Genomic DNA, 18,142 nt, shown 5'->3' with positions numbered 1-18,142 from the left:
TCTGGGGGAAAAGTACCCTAGAAGGCTATTTTCATAGGAAGAAATGTGGTATAATTAGGAGATAAAGAAAAGGGGAACATATGGCTAAATTGATTCCAGGTAAGCTTCGAATGGAGGGAGCTCAACTCTACGAAACTAGTCAGATTGAAATTATCAAAGAGAAAGACCATCGTCTCTATGCGCGTGTAGCAGATGAAGAAATTCGCTATAGCCTGGATGATGATTTGGTTTTTTGTGCTTGTGATTTTTTCCAAAAAAGAGGGTTTTGTGTGCATTTGGCAGCACTAGAACATTACCTTAAAAATGATCCGATTGGCCAGGAACTCTTAGGAAATCTGGAAAATGTGCACGAAAAGAAAGAAGAAGTTGAAACTCAGGTTACTTTTGGAGGAAAGTTTTTAGAATCCGTCCAAATTCCGAAACTTTCTGAAATCTATCAGTTGTCTGCTCAAGGGCAGGTTGAAGCAGGGACTAATCGTATTATTTGGACTTTGAGAGTCGGTCTTATTCAGATACAGAAATTCTATATAATCCGAGATATACCCCTTTTTCTGAAGGTTTTAGAAACTAGCAAACCCTATATGATTGGGAAGTTATATGAAACTTCCTTGAATATTCGTCAGTTTGATGAAAGTAGCCAATTTGTTCTGAATTTCCTTCAAGGAATTCTAGAAGATGATGCTGAAAATGCCCTCTTTTTCCAGAATCAAGGTCGTCATCTCTATTTCCCGCTGTCTTTTTTTGAGCAGGGTGTTAGTCTGCTGATGGGTTTAGATGCATTTCAATTTGACCATCAGATTTCGAATTATCACCACCTTGTATTTCAAGATTTTGATGGTCAAGCAGGTTTGTTTACCTTTCAAATTGAAGAAAAGTCCAACTATTATGAGATGGAAATTGTTCAACAGGTAGGGCTTAATTCGTTTTATAAGGGACAAGTCTTGTTTACTAAAGGTACATTTTATCTTCTGTCTAAAGAACAAGCTAGACTTATAGAAAAATTAAAAAAAGTATCTATCGATAAAAGTGGTAGAAAGATTTTACAATTTGATACCAGTGATCGAGACCTTTTAGCTTCGACCTTGTCGCAGTTTAAAGACATAGGAGAGGTAAAAGCCCCTGATGCGCTTCAAATTCAGTCTTTCCGTCCTTCTTTCTACATGGAAGGAGAAGAAGACGGTTCTATTCGTTTGGATATGCAGTTTCAGTATGAAACTTGCCTAGTAAGGAATTGTAATGAACTAGAGAATCTTCCTTTTGCTAGCGATATTCAACTAGAGAAAGAGATTTTTCAACTAGCTCTATCAGCTGGATTTGAAGCAGATTTTCGTTCATGGCGTCAAAGTTTGAAAGCTGATGCAGTCCATGCCTTCTTCCAGGAAGTTTTGCCAGCCTTTGCAGCACTTGGAGAATTAAAGATTTCTGAGAGCTTGCAAGACCTTTATCAGGTTCAGAAGCCTCAAGTTCACATCTCATCCAAGGGAAGCCTATTAGAAATTCAATTTGATTTTCAAGATATAGATCAAGAAGAAATCGATCGAGCGATGAAAGCACTAGTTGAGAAGCAGGATTATTACATCAGCTCTTCGAATCAGGTTTACTATTTCGATGATCAGACCAAGCGTATCCGTCAGGATTTAGAAGAATTAGGGATAGAGGACCTACAAGATGGAGCTTTTCGAGCTCGTAAATCCCTAGCTTATACCCTATCTCATCTATTTAAGGACCAGGATCAAATTTCTTTCACCGAAGAATTTCGCAATCTGGCCCATGATTTGACGCATCCAGAAGATTTTCCGATGAAAGTGCTGAATATCCAAGCAGAACTTAGAGACTATCAGAAAAAGGGAATTCAGTGGCTTCAAATGCTTCACCATTATGGCTTTGGTGGGATTTTAGCAGACGATATGGGACTTGGGAAGACCTTGCAAACCATCGCCTTTTTAAGTAGTCAGGTTCAAACAGATACTAGTGTCCTAATCCTTGCTCCATCTGGCTTAATCTATAACTGGGCTGATGAATTTCAAAAGTTTGCTCCAGATTTGGATGTAGCGGTTGTGCATGGCTTAAAATCTCATCGAGAGTCAATTTTGGCAGAAAATCATCAGATTTATGTGACAAGCTATGCTACTTTCCGTCAGGACAGTGAGATTTATCGAGACCTATCTTTTGATTTTCTTTTTCTAGATGAAGCTCAAGTGATGAAAAATGCACAAACGAAGATTGCTCAAAGTTTGCGACGATTTGTGGTTCCATCCGTCTTTGCACTATCAGGAACACCGATTGAAAACCATCTGGGAGAACTCTGGTCGATTTTTCAGATTGTCTTACCAGGCCTCTTACCTGCTAAGAAGGAGTTTATGAAACTATCAACTGAGAGAGTGGCTCAATTTATCAAACCCTTTGTCATGAGACGCAAGAAAGAAGAGGTTTTGACAGAGTTGCCTGACTTGATTGAAGTCGTCTATAAGAATGAACTGGAGGATCAACAAAAAGCTATCTATCTTGCTCAGCTGCAACAGATGCAGGAGCGTCTGGGACAGGTAAGCGATTCGGAATTTCAACGAAATCGCGTCGAAATTTTGACTGGTCTCATGCGTCTGCGTCAGATTTGTGATACACCTGGGCTCTTTATGGAGGACTACCAAGGAGAGAGCGGGAAACTGGATAGTTTACGAGATTTGCTGGTTCAGATTGCTGAAGGTGGACACCGTGTACTTATCTTCTCACAATTTAGAGGTATGTTGGATCGGATTGAGCAAGAGCTACCTGACTTAGGCTTGACTTCCTTTAAAATTACGGGTTCAACTCCTTCTCAAGAACGTCAGGAAATGACCAAGGCTTTTAACCAAGGAGAGCGCGATGTATTCTTGATTTCTCTAAAGGCTGGTGGGGTTGGACTCAATCTCACTGGTGCGGATACGGTCATTCTAGTAGACTTATGGTGGAATCCTGCAGTTGAATCTCAGGCTATCGGTCGAGCCCATCGTATGGGGCAAGAGCAGGCTGTTGAAGTTTATCGCCTTGTGACTCGAGGTACAATTGAAGAAAAGATTCAAGAATTACAAGAGAAAAAGAAAAATCTTGTTTCTGAAATCTTGGATGGAACAGAGTCTCGAGGAAGTCTGAGTCTAGCTGAAATACGAGAAATTTTAGGGATTTCATGAGCCTATACTTGAAAAATCAAGACATTACGCTATAATGGAGTATTGAAAGGAAATAAATATGACACAAAAACGATTTCCAATAGTGGCAGATGATGAAGTCATGTTGACAGAAATGCCAGTTATGAATCTCTACGATGAGTCTGATTTCATCAGTAATATCAAAGGTGATTATCAAGATAAAAACTACTTAGAGTGGTCTCCAATCACTGAAGAAAAAAAGCAAGAGAAAGCCAAGCCTCTTGTAAAACCGATTGAGAAAAAAGAAAAATCCTATGCTGAATTAGCACGTGAAGAAGCTCGTGCGGATTTGAAAAAGAAGCGCTCGGCTCGATATTTGACTCAGGATGTGAGTCATACGAGACGTCAAACGAAACCAAGCCAGGTGCGTCCAGCAAATCAACCGACAGCACCTTTTCAAAAGGAAAATCCAGGAGAATTTGCGAAATATAGTCAGAAGTTAGGTCAATCTCACTATATTTTGGCAGAAACAGTTTCTCAAGTGGAACATCCAATTTCAGACGGTGAAACAAGTCGTTCCAAGAAAAACAATTATGACTTTTTAAAGAAAAGTCAAATTTATAACAAAAAAAGTAAACAAAAAGAACAAGAACGTCAAGTGGCCCAAGAGCTTAACTTGACTAGAATGAGCGAATAGAGGGGAAGAAAATGGCAAAAACCTATCATTTTATCGGAATCAAAGGATCAGGTATGAGTGCCTTGGCTTTGATGTTGCATCAAATGGGGCACAAGGTGCAAGGTTCTGACGTTGAAAAGTACTACTTTACACAACGTGGACTAGAGCAAGCAGGAATTACAATTTTACCTTTTGATGAAAAAAATCTTCAAGGCGATTTAGAAATTATCGCTGGTAATGCCTTCCGTCCAGATAACAATGTTGAAATTGCTTATGCTGATCAAAATGGTATCAGCTACAAACGTTACCATGAGTTTCTTGGTAGCTTTATGCGTGACTTTATCAGTATGGGAGTTGCTGGTGCCCACGGTAAGACGTCAACGACTGGTATGCTTTCTCACGTCTTGTCACACATCACTGATACAAGCTACTTGATCGGAGATGGTACAGGTCGTGGTTCTGAAAATGCCAAGTATTTTGTCTTTGAATCAGACGAGTATGAGCGCCATTTCATGCCATATCACCCAGAATATTCTATCATTACGAACATCGATTTTGACCACCCTGACTATTTCACAAGCTTGGAAGATGTCTTCAACGCCTTCAATGATTATGCTAAACAAATTACCAAAGGTTTGTTTGTCTATGGTGAAGATGCTGAGTTGCGTAAGATTACAGCAAATGCCCCAATCTATTATTACGGTTTTGAAGCAGACAACAATGACTTTGTAGCTAGCGATTTACTTCGTTCTACAACAGGTTCAACCTTTACCGTTCATTTCCGTGGTCAAGAGTTGGGCCAATTCCACATTCCAACTTTCGGTCGCCACAACATCATGAATGCCACTGCAGTAATTGGTTTGCTTTATACTGCTGGCTTTGATTTGAATTTGGTACGTGAACACTTGAAGACTTTTGGTGGAGTGAAACGTCGCTTTACAGAAAAGATTGTCAATGATACGGTTATCATCGATGACTTTGCGCATCACCCAACTGAAATCATAGCAACTCTAGATGCCGCACGTCAAAAATACCCAAGCAAGGAAATCGTCGCTATCTTCCAACCGCATACCTTTACTCGTACAATTGCTTTGTTGGACGATTTTGCCCAAGCCTTGAATCAGGCTGATGCGGTTTACCTCGCACAAATCTACGGTTCAGCTCGTGAGGTGGACCATGGTGATGTCAAAGTAGAAGACCTTGCCAATAAAATCAACAAGAAACATCAAGTTATCACAGTTGAAAATGTTTCTCCACTCCTAGACCATGACAATGCTGTCTATGTCTTCATGGGAGCTGGCGACATCCAAACGTATGAATATTCATTCGAACGTCTCTTGTCTAATTTGACAAGCAATGTTCAGTAAGGAAGATCATGGAATTTCCAATTAAAATCAGGGAAGCTCAGCAATCAGATATTGATCAGATTTGCTTGATACAAGAAAGTATTTCAAGCTCCCTAGAAATATTGAATAGAAAAATAATAGAAGAACGTATCCGCAACCATGCGGGTACGTTTCTCTTAGCTAGCCTGGATGATCAAGGGATTGCTTATATCACTGCGACGATACTTCCTTTTCCCTCTTTAAGAAAATGGATGCTTGAGATTGGAGGTGAGAAATTCATTAATGAGAACTCAATCATCCTTGAAGATTTAGCTGTTCATCCAGATTACCAAGGGCAAGGTTTTGGAACTTTGTTGCTAGCAGCTTTGAAGGAAGTTACCCGTCAGCAAGATAGACCAGGTATTTATCTGCTTTGTGAGGATGAGTTGTTAGCCTACTTTGAAATGAATGGATTTGTAGAACAGGGGATTGTAGATGGAGAAAGGAGCAGTGAAGTTGCCTTTCTCATGCGTTGGCAGAATCCCTATTATTAGGAGGAAATATGATTATTAGACCAGCGAGATTGATAGATTTAGATCGTATCTTTGAAATTGAACTAGAAAATTTTTCAATTGAAGAAGCCATTCCTCGCCCTGTTTTTGAAGCTCATCTGAAGGAAATTAAGACTAGTTTTTTAGTGGCTGAAAAAGAGGGGGAAATACTAGGCTATATTGAGGGACCAGTAATCCCTCATCGATATTTACAAGACAAGTCCTTTACAGAAGACATTAAAGATTATAGCCATCAAAAAGGTGGCTATATCTCTGTTACTTGTCTATCCATTGCTAAGAAAGCTCAAGCTTTAGGTGTCGGACGAAAATTATTGACCGCCTTAAAAGAGATCGCTCTTGAGCATGAGCGTGAGGGAATCAATCTGACCTGTCATGACTATCTTATTGGTTATTATGAGAAACATGGTTTTGTGAATGAAGGAAAATCTAAGTCGACTTTTGCTGGGGAAGAATGGTATGATATGGTCTGGGAAAACACGAATTAGGCATCAGAAAGGCATCTATGGTTGCTTTTCTTTAGTTTTTAAGATATAATATTATGGATTATTAACAAGGAGGTAACACCTTTGAGCGAAAATTCTCGAGAAGAAGAAAAGTTAAGTTTTAAAGAACAAATTTTAAGAGATTTAGAAAGATTAAAAAGAGAAGACGGCATCGCGAATACTAAAAGTAGCAGCGATGATTTGTTTTCAAATTTAAGTAATAGTTCAGAAGCGGAAAAACCAGTGGAAGAACCTTCTGTAGAAGACTTGATGACCAATTCTGTTTCACTAGTGGATGAATTGCTTGCTAATGCACCAACAGTTCCACCACGTCCAGTATTACAAGATGATTCTGTTGGAACTTCTGTTGCTTCAGAACCAGCTGTAGCTCCAGATCCTCTACCATCAACAGAACCTGCTGAACCCGTTAAGCCTCTTGAACCTACTCAACCAGTGGAAGAAGAGAAAGAGTTCAATGCTATTTCGACAAGGATTCCAGTTTCTTATCGTACGAATCAGGCCAAACCAAGTCCTGCTAGAAAGAATATTAAACCTCAACCGAAACCAACAGTTCTTGCAAAAGAAACTCCAAGTCAAGAACCAGTTGCTCCAGTTGAAACTGGAACTGAACTTCCTAGAAGAAGTCGTAAAGAATCAGTGAAACCAATCAAGAAAAAGAAAAAATCACGCTTGAAAGGATTTTTCGTAACAGTATTTGTTTTATTGGTTTTACTAGGTGTGGGTGGTTTCTTTGGTTACCGTTATGTCGAATCTGCACTCCAACCAGTTGATGCAAATTCAAAACAGTATGTCACGGTTCAGATTCCAGAAGGAGCTAATCTTCAGCAAATTGGTGATACATTAGAGAACTCTGGATTGGTAAAACACGGATTTATCTTTAGCCTTTATGCTAAGTATAAAGACTATTCTGATTTAAAATCTGGTTACTACAATTTGCAAAAGAGTATGAGTACAGATGATATCATCAAAGAATTGCAAAAGGGTGGAACTCCTCAACCTCAAGAAGTTGCACTTGCAAATCTTACAATTCCTGAAGGTTATACCCTTGATCAAATCGCACAAACAGTTGGTCAGCTTCAAGGAGACTTTAAAGAACCCTTGACTGCGGATGCCTTCTTGGCAAAAGTTCAAGATGAAACCTTCATCTCTCAATTAGTTGCTAAGTACCCAACCCTTCTCGAAAGTCTACCAACTAAAGAAAGTGGTGTTCGTTATCGTTTAGAAGGATACTTATTCCCAGCAACTTATGCTATCAAAGAAAGCACGACTATTGAAAGCTTGATTGATGAAATGGTGGCAGCTATGGACAAAAACTTGTCAGGGCATTATACTGCAATCAAAGAAAAGAACTTGACAGTGAATGAACTCCTCACCATTGCATCACTTGTGGAAAAAGAAGGGTTGAAAACTGACGATCGCAAACTGATCGCTGGAGTTTTCTATAATCGTTTGAACCTTGGTATGCCACTTCAGAGTAATATTGCTATTCTCTATGCAGAAGGTAAGCTAGGACAAAATATTAGCTTGGCAGATGATGCAGCAATTGATACAACAATCAATTCACCTTATAATGTTTATACAAACCTTGGCTTAATGCCTGGCCCAGTAGACAGTCCAAGTCTGGATGCAATTGAAGCAAGTATCAATCAAACTAAGAGTGACAATCTTTACTTTGTAGCCAACGTACAAGATGGCAAGGTTTACTTTGCAACGACACGAGAAGAACATGATCGAAACGTTGCAGAGCATGTCAACAGTAAACTGACACAATCAAGTAGTTCAAACTAACTCTTAGAACAAGATTTGCTATTAAATCCGTGAATGTAGAAGAGAATCTCTTCTTTTTACGGGAATAGCAAGTCACACCGGTCTTTCCACTATGATCAGAAACGCCTGAAATCCATAAGTTTTAGGCGTTCGGAAATTGCGAAAGTAAAAACTTACCTCTTATTTGAATCTGAGTCTAGAAGTGATAGAATCATTAGGTTTAGTCACAGATTTTAAAAGGTCGATACTGACTAAAATCATTTAAGGAAAATTCTAAAAAGATTTTGTCTTCATTGTAAAATTATGTGGTTTACCACATAATTTTGCTTTACTATCTAAAGAAATTTAAATTTATTCAAAAGAAAGTTGAGAAAAATGGCAGAAAAAACATATCCAATGACCCTTGAAGAAAAGGAAAAACTCGAAAAAGAATTAGAAGAGTTGAAACTAGTTCGTCGTCCAGAAGTTGTAGAACGCATCAAGATTGCGCGTTCATACGGTGACTTGTCAGAAAATAGTGAGTATGAAGCAGCTAAGGACGAGCAAGCCTTCGTTGAAGGACAAATCTCTAGCTTGGAAACAAAAATTCGTTATGCTGAAATTGTCAATAGCGATGCGGTTGCTCAAGATGAAGTTGCTATCGGGAAAACAGTCACTATCCAAGAAATTGGTGAAGACGACGAAGAAGTATATATCATCGTGGGATCAGCGGGTGCAGATGCCTTTGCAGGTAAAGTATCAAATGAAAGCCCAATTGGGCAAGCCTTGATTGGTAAGAAAATAGGTGATACTGCTACAATTGAAACACCTGTAGGAAGCTATGATGTTAAAATCTTAAAAGTAGAAAAAACAGTTTAATAGGAATGAAAATAAGGAGTAGATGTAGGGAAAGCGCTTCCTATCACTCCTTTTCTTAATTCTAAAAACTAGAGGAGACTATATGAGTTCAGAAAATAAGCAAAAAAAGAAAAATAAAATGGAACGTGGGTTAACAAATCGCCATGTTCAAGTCATGGCCATTGCAGGAACAATTGGGACTGGATTGTTTCTAGGAGCTGGTCGCTCGATTAGTTTAACAGGACCTTCCATTGTTCTAGTCTATATGATTACGGGTGGCTTTATGTATCTTATGATGCGGGCTATCGGGGAAATGTTGTACCAAGATCCGGAGCAACATACCTTTATCAACTTTATTACGCGTTATCTAGGTCAGGGCTGGGGTTACTTCTCAGTTTGGTCATACTGGCTCTCAGTAGTCTTTATCGGAATGGCCGAGATTACGGCTATCTCTCACTATGTTCAGTTCTGGTTTCCATTCTGGCCATCTTGGTTGATTCAGGTTGTATTTCTGACAATACTCGGCTTGGTGAACTTGATTGCTGTTAAAATATTTGGTGAAGTGGAATTTTGGTTTGCTATGATTAAAATTGTGGCCATTCTTGCCATGATTGCAACAGGTGTTTTTCTAGTCTTGACTGGCTTTGAAACTCCTTATGGTTCAGCAAGCCTTGCCAATATCAGTGATCATTTCTCCCTTTTCCCAAATGGAGGTATGAACTTTGTCATGGCCTTTCAAATGGTTTTCTTTGCTTACTTGATGATTGAGTTTATCGGTGTTACAACATCTGAAACCAAGGATCCTCGAAAAGTATTGCCTAAGGCTGTTAAGGAAATTCCTTTGCGAATTATCTTTTTCTACGGTGGAGCTCTCTTAGCCATCATGTCTATTATTCCTTGGCGTGAACTTTCTGCAGCAGATTCACCATTTGTAACGGTATTTGAACTTGTTGGTCTTAAGTGGGCGGCAGCTTTAATTAACTTTGTTGTCTTGACTTCAGCAGCGTCAGCCTTGAATTCAACCCTTTATTCAACAGGTCGTCACTTGTACCAAATTGCCCATGATTCACCAAATCGTTTCTTGAAAGCTATTAAGGCAGACACGCTCTCACGTCACAACGTTCCTCAGAATGCTATCATTGCTTCTGCGGTATTGATTGGTTTTGCTGCCTTCATCAATGTACTTCCAGGCGTATCAGATGCCTTTGCTTTGATTACAGCTTCTTCATCAGGAGTTTATATCGCAATTTACATCTTGATCATGGTAGCCCATCTCAAGTATCGTAAGTCTAAAGACTTTATGGCAGATGGCTATCTCATGCCTCAGTATCGCTTGCTAAATCCTCTGACCATGCTCTTCTTTATCTTTGTATTTGGAACACTCTTTTTACAAGAATCAACCTATGTAGGAGCAATCGGATCAGCTATCTGGATTGTCGCTTTTGGTATTTATAGCCAATGGAAATTTAGAAAATAAGTCAAAAACTCATCAACTCAGGTTGGTGAGTTTTTCTAGTTTGACAGGCCTTTGAAATAGGGCTATAATCAAGCTATGAAGTATAGTCGAGGAGATTTAGATGCAAATTAGATTGGAAAATATAGAATCTCAGAAATCGCAAGTAATAGGAGACTTGATTCGCTCTTATAATCGTTCTAAAAGGGAAGCAGCTGAAAGTGAGCCACTTAATCTGTATATCGAAGACGAACAAGGTGAACTCATGGCTGGCTTAGTAGCAGAGACTTTCGGGAATTGGCTAGAAATCGAGTATTTATTTGTAAAAGAGGATTTGCGAGGACAAGGAATCGGCTCCCAACTATTGCACCAAGCAGAAAGTGAAGCTAAAAAGAGAAACTGTCGCTTTGCTTTTGTGAATACCTATCAGTTTCAAGCGCCAGCCTTTTATCAAAAGCAGGGCTACAAGGAAGTCTTTACCTTAAAAGATTATCCCTACATTGGACAAAGGCACTATTATCAAAAGGATTTGAAAACATAGAACTCTCTATCATGTAAGTGGTAGAGTTTTTTGTAAAAAAAATCGCACAAAATGACAGATATATATTGCGCAATGTAAAATATATGATATAATAAAGTTGAAAAAAGAAGCGCGACTTTTAAAATTATGGAGGAGGTAACAAGTGGTTAAGAATTTAAAATTAAAACTAGCTCGAGTAGAGCTTGATATGACGCAGGGTGATTTGGCAGAAGCTGTGGGTGTCACTAGGCAGACTATCGGCTTGATAGAAGCTGGAAAGTACAATCCTTCGCTTTCACTTTGCCAATCCATTTGCAGATGCCTAGGGAAAACTCTAGATCAATTATTTTGGGAGGAAGAAGATGAAAAATAGATTATTTTATTATCAATTACTGGACGAAAGAGAAGAACAATTAATCAATAAAGCTGGGGCGGAATCCTTTACCCTCTTCATTGGGCTTGTGCTTCTAAGTTATTTGGTTGCTGTATTGGCTCCATCTCTTTTTAATCCGAATTTTCTAGTGTATACTCTGATAGTAGGAATTGTCTTCTTTTTCAATCGTGCCCGTTATCTGGGAGTGACCTACTATAGTCGTTTTCATTTTACAATTTTAGGATGCCTGTTATTAAATCTAGTGATTACAGCTACCTTGATGCTACAAAACTACCAGTTTAATATCGAAATTTACCAGCACAACCCTCTACATCTTAAATACATTTATGCTTGGGTATTTACCTATATCTTTTATATTCCTTGGGTCTTTATTGGAAACTTAGGCTTAAAAAGTTATGGTGAATGGGCTCAGAAGAAGTATGAAAAAGATATGGATGAGCTCGAGAGCATAGAATAGCTTGTTAGCTTTTTATCAATATCGATAAAATGTGTTATAATAGTACTAATTTATGAGAAAAGAAGAAATATTTTCTTCTTTTTACAAATAAGGAAGAAGGACAGTATATGTACCCAGATGACAGTTTAACATTGCACACAGATTTGTATCAGATTAACATGATGCAGGTTTACTTCGACCAAGGAATTCATAACAAGAAAGCGGTTTTTGAAGTTTATTTCCGCCAACAACCGTTTAAAAATGGTTATGCTGTATTTGTAGGTTTGGAACGAATTGTGAACTACCTAGAAAACCTGCGCTTTTCTGATAGCGATATAGCTTATTTGGAGTCACTTGGTTATCATGGTGCCTTCCTGGAATATCTCCGTAATCTCAAGTTAGAGTTGACGGTACGTTCTGCTCAAGAAGGGGACTTAGTATTTGCTAATGAACCGATCGTTCAAGTGGAGGGACCTTTGGCTCAGTGTCAGTTGGTTGAAACAGCACTTTTAAATATCGTCAACTTTCAAACCTTGATTGCGACCAAGGCTGCTCGTATTCGTTCAGTCATTGAAGATGAACCTTTGATGGAGTTCGGTACACGTCGTGCGCAAGAGATGGATGCAGCTATCTGGGGAACTCGTGCCGCTGTCATTGGTGGTGCCAATGGAACTAGTAATGTGCGTGCAGGTAAGCTCTTTGGGATTCCGGTTTTAGGGACTCACGCCCATGCCTTGGTTCAAGTCTATGGGAATGACTATCAGGCTTTCAAGGCTTATGCCTCAACTCACAAAAACTGTGTCTTCCTAGTTGATACCTACGATACTCTTCGCATCGGTGTTCCAGCAGCAATTCAGGTTGCGCGTGAACTTGGTGACAAGATTAATTTCCTTGGTGTTCGTATTGACTCTGGAGATATCGCCTATATTTCTAAAAAAGTTCGTCAACAACTGGACGAGGCAGGATTTACTGATGCTAAGATTTATGCATCCAATGACCTTGATGAAAATACCATCCTTAACCTCAAGATGCAAAAAGCTAAGATTGATGTTTGGGGTGTCGGGACTAAGCTCATTACAGCCTATGACCAACCAGCTCTAGGAGCAGTTTATAAGGTTGTTGCCATTGAAGATGAAAATGGTCAGATGCGTAATACTATCAAACTCTCTAGCAATGCTGAAAAAGTTTCAACTCCAGGTAAGAAACAAGTTTGGCGCATTACCAGTCGTGAAAAAGGAAAATCTGAAGGGGATTATATTACCTATGACGGCGTTGATGTGTCAAGTATGACTGAACTCAAGATGTTCCACCCGACCTATACTTACATCAAGAAAACTGTCCGCAATTTTGATGCAGTTCCTCTCTTGGTGGATATTTTCAAGGATGGAAAACTAATCTATGATTTACCGAGTCTACCTGAAATTCAAGCTTATGCTCGCAAGGAATTTGATAAGCTTTGGGATGAATACAAACGTGTTCTTAACCCACAACATTATCCAGTAGACTTAGCGCATGATATTTGGCAAGATAAGATGGACTTGATTGACAAGATGCGTAAGGCAGCTCTAGGTGAAGGAGAAGAAGAATGAGTTTGCAAGAGACCATTATCCAGCAATTAGGGGTTAAACCTGTCATCGACCCTCAAGAAGAAATCCGTCGTTCCATTGACTTTCTAAAGAAATACCTAAGAAAACATCCCTTCCTTAAAAGTTATGTATTAGGAATTTCTGGTGGTCAAGACTCGACTTTAGCTGGTCGCCTTGCCCAACTAGCTATAGAAGAAATGCGAGCTGAAACCGGTGATGATTCTTATAAATTTATAGCAGTTCGCCTGCCTTATGGAGTGCAAGCTGATGAAGCAGATGCCCAAAAAGCCCTAGCTTTTATCCAACCAGATGTGAGTTTGGTCGTTAATATCAAGGACTCTGCAGATGCTATGACAGCAGCAGTTGAAGCAACAGGTAGTCCTGTTTCAGATTTCAACAAGGGGAATATCAAGGCTAGAAGCCGGATGATTGCCCAATATGCACTCGCTGGAGCTCATAGTGGAGCAGTTATTGGTACTGACCATGCTGCGGAAAATATCACAGGTTTCTTTACCAAGTTTGGTGACGGTGGTGCAGATATTCTTCCTCTCTATCGCCTCAATAAACGCCAAGGGAAACAACTCTTGAAGGAACTTGGAGCTGATCCAGCACTTTATGAAAAAGTTCCAACAGCAGATTTGGAAGAAGAAAAACCAGGTATTGCAGATGAAGTAGCCTTGGGAGTCACTTACAATGAAATCGATGATTACCTCGAAGGTAAGCAAGTAAGCCCAGAAGCCCAAGCAACCATTGAAAAATGGTGGTACAAAGGCCAACACAAACGCCACCTACCAATCACAGTATTTGATACGTTTTGGGAGTAAAAACCTCCGGGGGAGGTTTTTATCCCGAGTCTAGAAACAGGAGAACGAGGAAGGTCCGGGACCCTCTCACCTAGAAATAAGAAAGCGAAGAAGGTCCAGTGGACCTTTTTAGCTTGGGCATTCAAATAGAAAGCGAGTTACGATTATGAAACCACTAGGTACACAACCTATAGAAACTGAACGATTGATCTTGAGGAGATTTGTGGAAGGTGATGCTGAAGCCATGTTTGATAATTGGGCTTCACGCTCAGAAAATCTGACTTATGTGACTTGGAATCCACACCTGAATGTCGAACAGACTAGAAATTCTATTGGCAATTGGGTAGCATCCTACGACAATCCTAACTATTACAAATGGGCCATTTGTCTCAAAGATAATCCAGACTATGTCATTGGAGATATTAGTCTGGTCAGTGTGGATGAAGAAAAGTCTAGCTGTGAGATGGGATATATCTTAGGGATGGACTACTGGGGACGAGGACTCATGACAGAAGCCTTGAAGGCAGTTTTATCATACTGTCTAGATGAAATTGGATTTGAAGAGGTTGATGCTTGCTATGCAAGTTTAAATCTTGCCTCTGGTCGTGTGATGGAAAAGGCGGGTATGACTTTTTGGAAGACGATTCCTAATGCAGTTGAACGAAAAGGTTATATAGCTGATAAAATTTATTATCAAACCAAAAAATAAGATGGAAAAGAATAACTTTTCCATCTTATTTTTTATAATTTACTTTTTAATCAAAATAAAGCAAGTCTTTGCTGGTGCTTGTAAACAGATCGAAACCATCTTTGGTAACAACACCGCAGTCTTCGATACGGACACCGACTTTACCAGGAATATAGATACCAGGTTCAACAGAGAAACACATGCCTTCTTCGATGACCATGTCGTTTCCTTCCATGATAGAAGGGAATTCGTGGACATCCATACCGATACCGTGACCGAGACGGTGGTTGAAGTACTCACCGTAACCAGCTTTTTCGATGACTTCACGGGCAGCGCGGTCAACTTCATGTGCAGTCACACCTGGCTTGATAAAGTCAAGGGCAGCTTGTTGGGCTTCAAGGGTCAAGTTGTAGATATCTTTTTTGAATTGATCTGGTTTACCGACAGCGACCGTACGAGTCATATCTGAGGCGTAGCCATTAACCATGACACCGAGGTCAAAGAGGAGAAGGGCGTCTTTTTCGACCTTGTTAGCTCCAGGGATACCGTGTGGATTTGCAGCATTGTCACCAGTCAAAACCATGGTATCAAAACTCATTTCATAGCCTTCACGTTTTAAGGCGAAGTCGATTTGGGCGATGATATCTGTCTCTGTTTTATCAAGAGAGATATTGTCAAAACCAACTTTTACAGCTTTATCAGCATAGAGACCTGCAACCATCATTTTTTGGACTTCATCAGCTGATTTGATGAGGCGCATGCGTTGGATGCGAGGAGTGAGATTTTCAAACTCAGCAGTTTCAAAGACTGTTTTCAAACCGTGATATTTAGTCAAGATGAGATTGTCAAACTCAACTGCTACACGTTTGAAATCAAGCTGTGGAAGAGCATTTTGGATTTTCTTCCAAGGGTTTTCAGAGTCCACGTAGCCAACTACTGGGAAAGAGACAGTGCTAGTTGCACGCTCAACCTCAAGGGCTGGAACAAAGAGAAGTGGTTCCTGGTCTGCAAGGACAAAGAGGAACATCTGGCGTTCGTGTGGATCACTGTAAAAGCCAGTGAGGTAATTGATAGTGACGGGGTCAGATACGACTGCGACGTCTAACTTTTCAGATTCGAGATATGTTACAATTTGTTGTAATTTAGACATATGTTACCTTCTTTCTACCCCTCTATTTTTGCAAAAATTAGTGGAAAATGCAAGGGAGAAGGGGAAAAGAGCCTAAAAAAATTCCAACAGCTAATAGCATGTTGGAAATGGAAGTTTAGTTAAATTCTGCCTTGCTTTTCACATCGCTATATTCTTCAGCAACTTCTTGGCTAAGGATATCCTCATAAGCTGGAAGGTCGATGTCCTGACCATATTTTTTCTTAAGAGCAGTAGTGACCAAGCGGTAGGCTAGGTTGGCGTTACGAGATAAGATAGGCCCGTGGAAATAAGAACCAAAGACGTTTTTATAGTGAACACCTTCACCGACCTTTTCTTCGTTGTTGCCATTTCCATAGACAACCTGCCCCAATGGTTTTTGGTCATCTGAGAGGAAGGTGCGGCCTTGGTGGTTTTCAAAACCATAGTAGGTTTCATCGAATTCTTCGTTATGAATTTTAATGTCACCAATGAATCGGTTATTGGTTTGGTTGAGTGTGTAATGTCCCATGACACCTAGACCTTCTATGCGTCTTCCGGAAGCTTCAATATAGTATTGGCCTAATAGCTGGAAGCCACCACAGATAGCAAGGACGACACCATCATTTTGGATAAAGTTGTCGATACTTTCTTTTTTAGCAGGCAAATCACCAGCAATGATACTTTGTTCAAAGTCTTGGCCACCGCCGAAAAAGGCAATATCGTAGTGATGTTCATCGAACTCATCGTGGAGAGAAACGATATCAACTGTTACATGTGCACCCAGCTTTTCAGCGACGTACTTGAGCATGAGGATGTTTCCATTATCCCCGTAGGTGTTCATGAGATTCCCATAGAGGTGGGCGATATTTAGTTGGTAAGGATAATTGCCGTCTTTTGAGGAAAGTGAAGTATAAACCATTAGTTCATCTCCTTTCTAACAAGCTGACGATTGGCTAGCAATTCTCGGAATTCTAGCATAGCCGTATAAGTCGCAAGGATATAGGCATGCTTGCAGTCTTGAGCTTCAATTGTTTTAAGAACTTGTTCCAGGCTACTTGTTTCAGTGATCTTGTCAGCTGGATAGCCAGTAACACGTAGACGACGAGCAATTTCAGAATGACGAACTCCACCCGCATTGATTTCAGGAATGTCCATATCAGTAATTTGCTCAAAGTCAGCATCCCAAATCCAGCTGGTATCAATCCCGTCCGCATAGTTAGCATTGAGAAGAACAGATAGACTAAATGGGTAAGGAGCTAGTTTGATCATTTCGATGGCCTGGGTAGCACCAACAGGATTTTTAATAAGAACCAGTGTGCATTCCTTGTCACCGATATGGAAGGTTTCTTGTCGTCCAAAGACAGCACGACTCTTGTCAAATCCTTGTTTAATCAGTTGAGGATCAGCGCCTAGGTAACGGGCGATAGCAACTGCAGCCAGAGCATTGTAGATGTTGTAGAGACCACCGATTTGAATACCATATTCCTGACCGTCAATAACAAAACGAGAACGATTGTTAGTCAACTCAACCAATTCTGTCAGACGGTAGTCCAAGTCAGGTCGTTTACATCCACAATTTTCACAGATATAAGCTCCCAAGTTGGCATATGTATTTAGCTCATATTTCAAAATACTTTGACATTCAGGGCAGAGGATACCTTCAGTATTGTAGTGAGCAAGCTTTGCTGGACCTTTTTCCAAATCAAAACCAAAATACTGAACAGGATTTGGAATTGTAGGTTTGTAGAAAAGAGGACTGTCACCATTCAGCAGAACAGTAGCAGTAGGAACTTTTCGAATAGCGTCCAAAATCATGTTGTAGGTCGTATAGATCTCACCGTATCGGTCCATCTGATCGCGGAAGATATTAGTGATAACGAAAAGACTAGGCTGGATATAGTCACAGATATGTGAGAGACTAGCTTCGTCGATTTCAAGAACTGCTATATTTTTTCCAGTTTTTGAAGATTTTGCAGTCAAGAAAGTAGTCGTGATTCCTGTTATCATGTTGGCACCACTAGGATTAGTTAAAACTTGACCATAAATTTCCTTTAGGATACCGACAGTGAGAGCGGTTGTCAAGGTTTTTCCATTGGTACCAGTAACCACAACAATCTCGTAGTTCTTCGCTAAATGTTGTAAAATATCTTTATCAAGTTGAAGGGCAAGTTTTCCAGGGAGAGTACTTCCACGTCCAAGACGACTCAAAATAAAATGAGAAGAACGCCCAGCAAGAAGGCCCAAAGTAGTTTTTAATTTCATGTTTCTATTATATCATAAATGCTGAAAAAGACAGATTTGAGATTTTAGAAAAAGAAAAACAGCCCA

The 18,142-nt window shown here is 39.8% G+C and carries 17 protein-coding genes; 14 read left to right on the top strand and 3 right to left on the bottom strand.

Annotation, left to right across the window (positions count from 1 at the left end):
- The first annotated feature begins 80 nt into the window (after nt 1–80).
- From ADH90_RS07245 to ADH90_RS07180, 14 genes are all read left to right on the top strand, one after another.
- Nucleotides 81–3,167 carry a DEAD/DEAH box helicase gene (locus ADH90_RS07245; RefSeq protein ID WP_049530642.1) on the top strand — a complete coding sequence of 1,029 codons (3,087 nt, stop codon included), beginning with the start codon at nt 81–83 and terminating at the stop codon, nt 3,165–3,167.
- A gap of 58 nt (nt 3,168–3,225) precedes the next feature.
- Entirely contained in the window at nt 3,226–3,822 is a 597-nt protein-coding gene (locus tag ADH90_RS07240; protein WP_000192398.1) for a hypothetical protein, read from the top strand.
- An 11-nt stretch (nt 3,823–3,833) separates the two neighbouring features.
- Nucleotides 3,834–5,168, top strand: coding sequence for a UDP-N-acetylmuramate--L-alanine ligase (gene murC / locus ADH90_RS07235; RefSeq protein ID WP_049530641.1), 1,335 nt, complete (start codon nt 3,834–3,836; stop codon nt 5,166–5,168).
- A gap of 8 nt (nt 5,169–5,176) precedes the next feature.
- Nucleotides 5,177–5,680: a GNAT family N-acetyltransferase gene (locus ADH90_RS07230; RefSeq protein WP_049530640.1), complete on the top strand. Its 504-nt coding sequence runs from the start codon at nt 5,177–5,179 to the stop codon at nt 5,678–5,680.
- Nucleotides 5,681–5,688: 8 nt separating this feature from the next.
- A complete protein-coding gene (locus ADH90_RS07225) occupies nt 5,689–6,183 on the top strand; it encodes a GNAT family N-acetyltransferase (RefSeq protein ID WP_049530639.1) in 495 nt (164 codons plus the stop codon).
- 81 nt (nt 6,184–6,264) lie between these two features.
- Nucleotides 6,265–7,989: an endolytic transglycosylase MltG gene (gene mltG, locus ADH90_RS07220; RefSeq protein WP_049530638.1), complete on the top strand. Its 1,725-nt coding sequence runs from the start codon at nt 6,265–6,267 to the stop codon at nt 7,987–7,989.
- Between the two features lie 354 nt (nt 7,990–8,343).
- On the top strand, nt 8,344–8,826 hold the full coding sequence (gene greA / locus ADH90_RS07215) for a transcription elongation factor GreA (RefSeq protein ID WP_049530636.1): 483 nt from the start codon (nt 8,344–8,346) through the stop codon (nt 8,824–8,826).
- A gap of 82 nt (nt 8,827–8,908) precedes the next feature.
- A complete protein-coding gene (locus tag ADH90_RS07210) occupies nt 8,909–10,282 on the top strand; it encodes an amino acid permease (RefSeq protein ID WP_049530634.1) in 1,374 nt (457 codons plus the stop codon).
- Between the two features lie 100 nt (nt 10,283–10,382).
- Nucleotides 10,383–10,799 carry a GNAT family N-acetyltransferase gene (locus ADH90_RS07205; protein WP_080982638.1) on the top strand — a complete coding sequence of 139 codons (417 nt, stop codon included), beginning with the start codon at nt 10,383–10,385 and terminating at the stop codon, nt 10,797–10,799.
- 142 nt (nt 10,800–10,941) lie between these two features.
- Nucleotides 10,942–11,151 (top strand): helix-turn-helix transcriptional regulator, encoded by a 210-nt coding sequence (locus tag ADH90_RS07200; protein WP_006151491.1) that lies wholly within the window; start codon nt 10,942–10,944, stop codon nt 11,149–11,151.
- Nucleotides 11,141–11,629, top strand: a complete 489-nt coding sequence (locus ADH90_RS07195; RefSeq protein ID WP_049530632.1) for a DUF6773 family protein — start codon at nt 11,141–11,143, stop codon at nt 11,627–11,629. The genes ADH90_RS07200 and ADH90_RS07195 overlap by 11 nt, the downstream gene beginning before the upstream one ends.
- A 107-nt stretch (nt 11,630–11,736) precedes the next feature.
- A complete protein-coding gene (locus tag ADH90_RS07190; protein WP_049530630.1) occupies nt 11,737–13,197 on the top strand; it encodes a nicotinate phosphoribosyltransferase in 1,461 nt (486 codons plus the stop codon).
- A complete protein-coding gene (gene nadE, locus ADH90_RS07185; RefSeq protein WP_049530629.1) occupies nt 13,194–14,018 on the top strand; it encodes an ammonia-dependent NAD(+) synthetase in 825 nt (274 codons plus the stop codon). Before ADH90_RS07190 ends, nadE begins: the two co-directional genes overlap by 4 nt.
- A gap of 145 nt (nt 14,019–14,163) precedes the next feature.
- Entirely contained in the window at nt 14,164–14,706 is a 543-nt protein-coding gene (locus ADH90_RS07180) for a GNAT family N-acetyltransferase (protein WP_049530627.1), read from the top strand.
- 46 nt (nt 14,707–14,752) lie between these two features.
- Here the strand turns inward: ADH90_RS07180 and ADH90_RS07175 are convergent, their stop codons facing one another.
- The 3 genes from ADH90_RS07175 to murT all read right to left on the bottom strand — a co-directional run bounded on the left by ADH90_RS07175 (nt 14,753) and on the right by murT (nt 18,076).
- A complete protein-coding gene (locus tag ADH90_RS07175) occupies nt 14,753–15,835 on the bottom strand; it encodes a M24 family metallopeptidase (protein ID WP_049530625.1) in 1,083 nt (360 codons plus the stop codon).
- Between the two features lie 115 nt (nt 15,836–15,950).
- Nucleotides 15,951–16,733, bottom strand: coding sequence for a lipid II isoglutaminyl synthase subunit GatD (gene gatD / locus ADH90_RS07170; RefSeq protein ID WP_049530624.1), 783 nt, complete (start codon nt 16,731–16,733; stop codon nt 15,951–15,953).
- Nucleotides 16,733–18,076 (bottom strand): lipid II isoglutaminyl synthase subunit MurT, encoded by a 1,344-nt coding sequence (gene murT, locus ADH90_RS07165; RefSeq protein WP_049530622.1) that lies wholly within the window; start codon nt 18,074–18,076, stop codon nt 16,733–16,735. Before murT ends, gatD begins: the two co-directional genes overlap by 1 nt.
- Nucleotides 18,077–18,142: the final 66 nt, after the last annotated feature.

This window comes from Streptococcus pseudopneumoniae (assembly GCF_001073085.1).
GTDB lineage: Bacteria > Bacillota > Bacilli > Lactobacillales > Streptococcaceae > Streptococcus > Streptococcus pseudopneumoniae_M.
The sequence above is the reverse complement of the archived record's forward strand: the minus strand, read 5'-3'. Positions and strand labels throughout refer to the sequence as shown.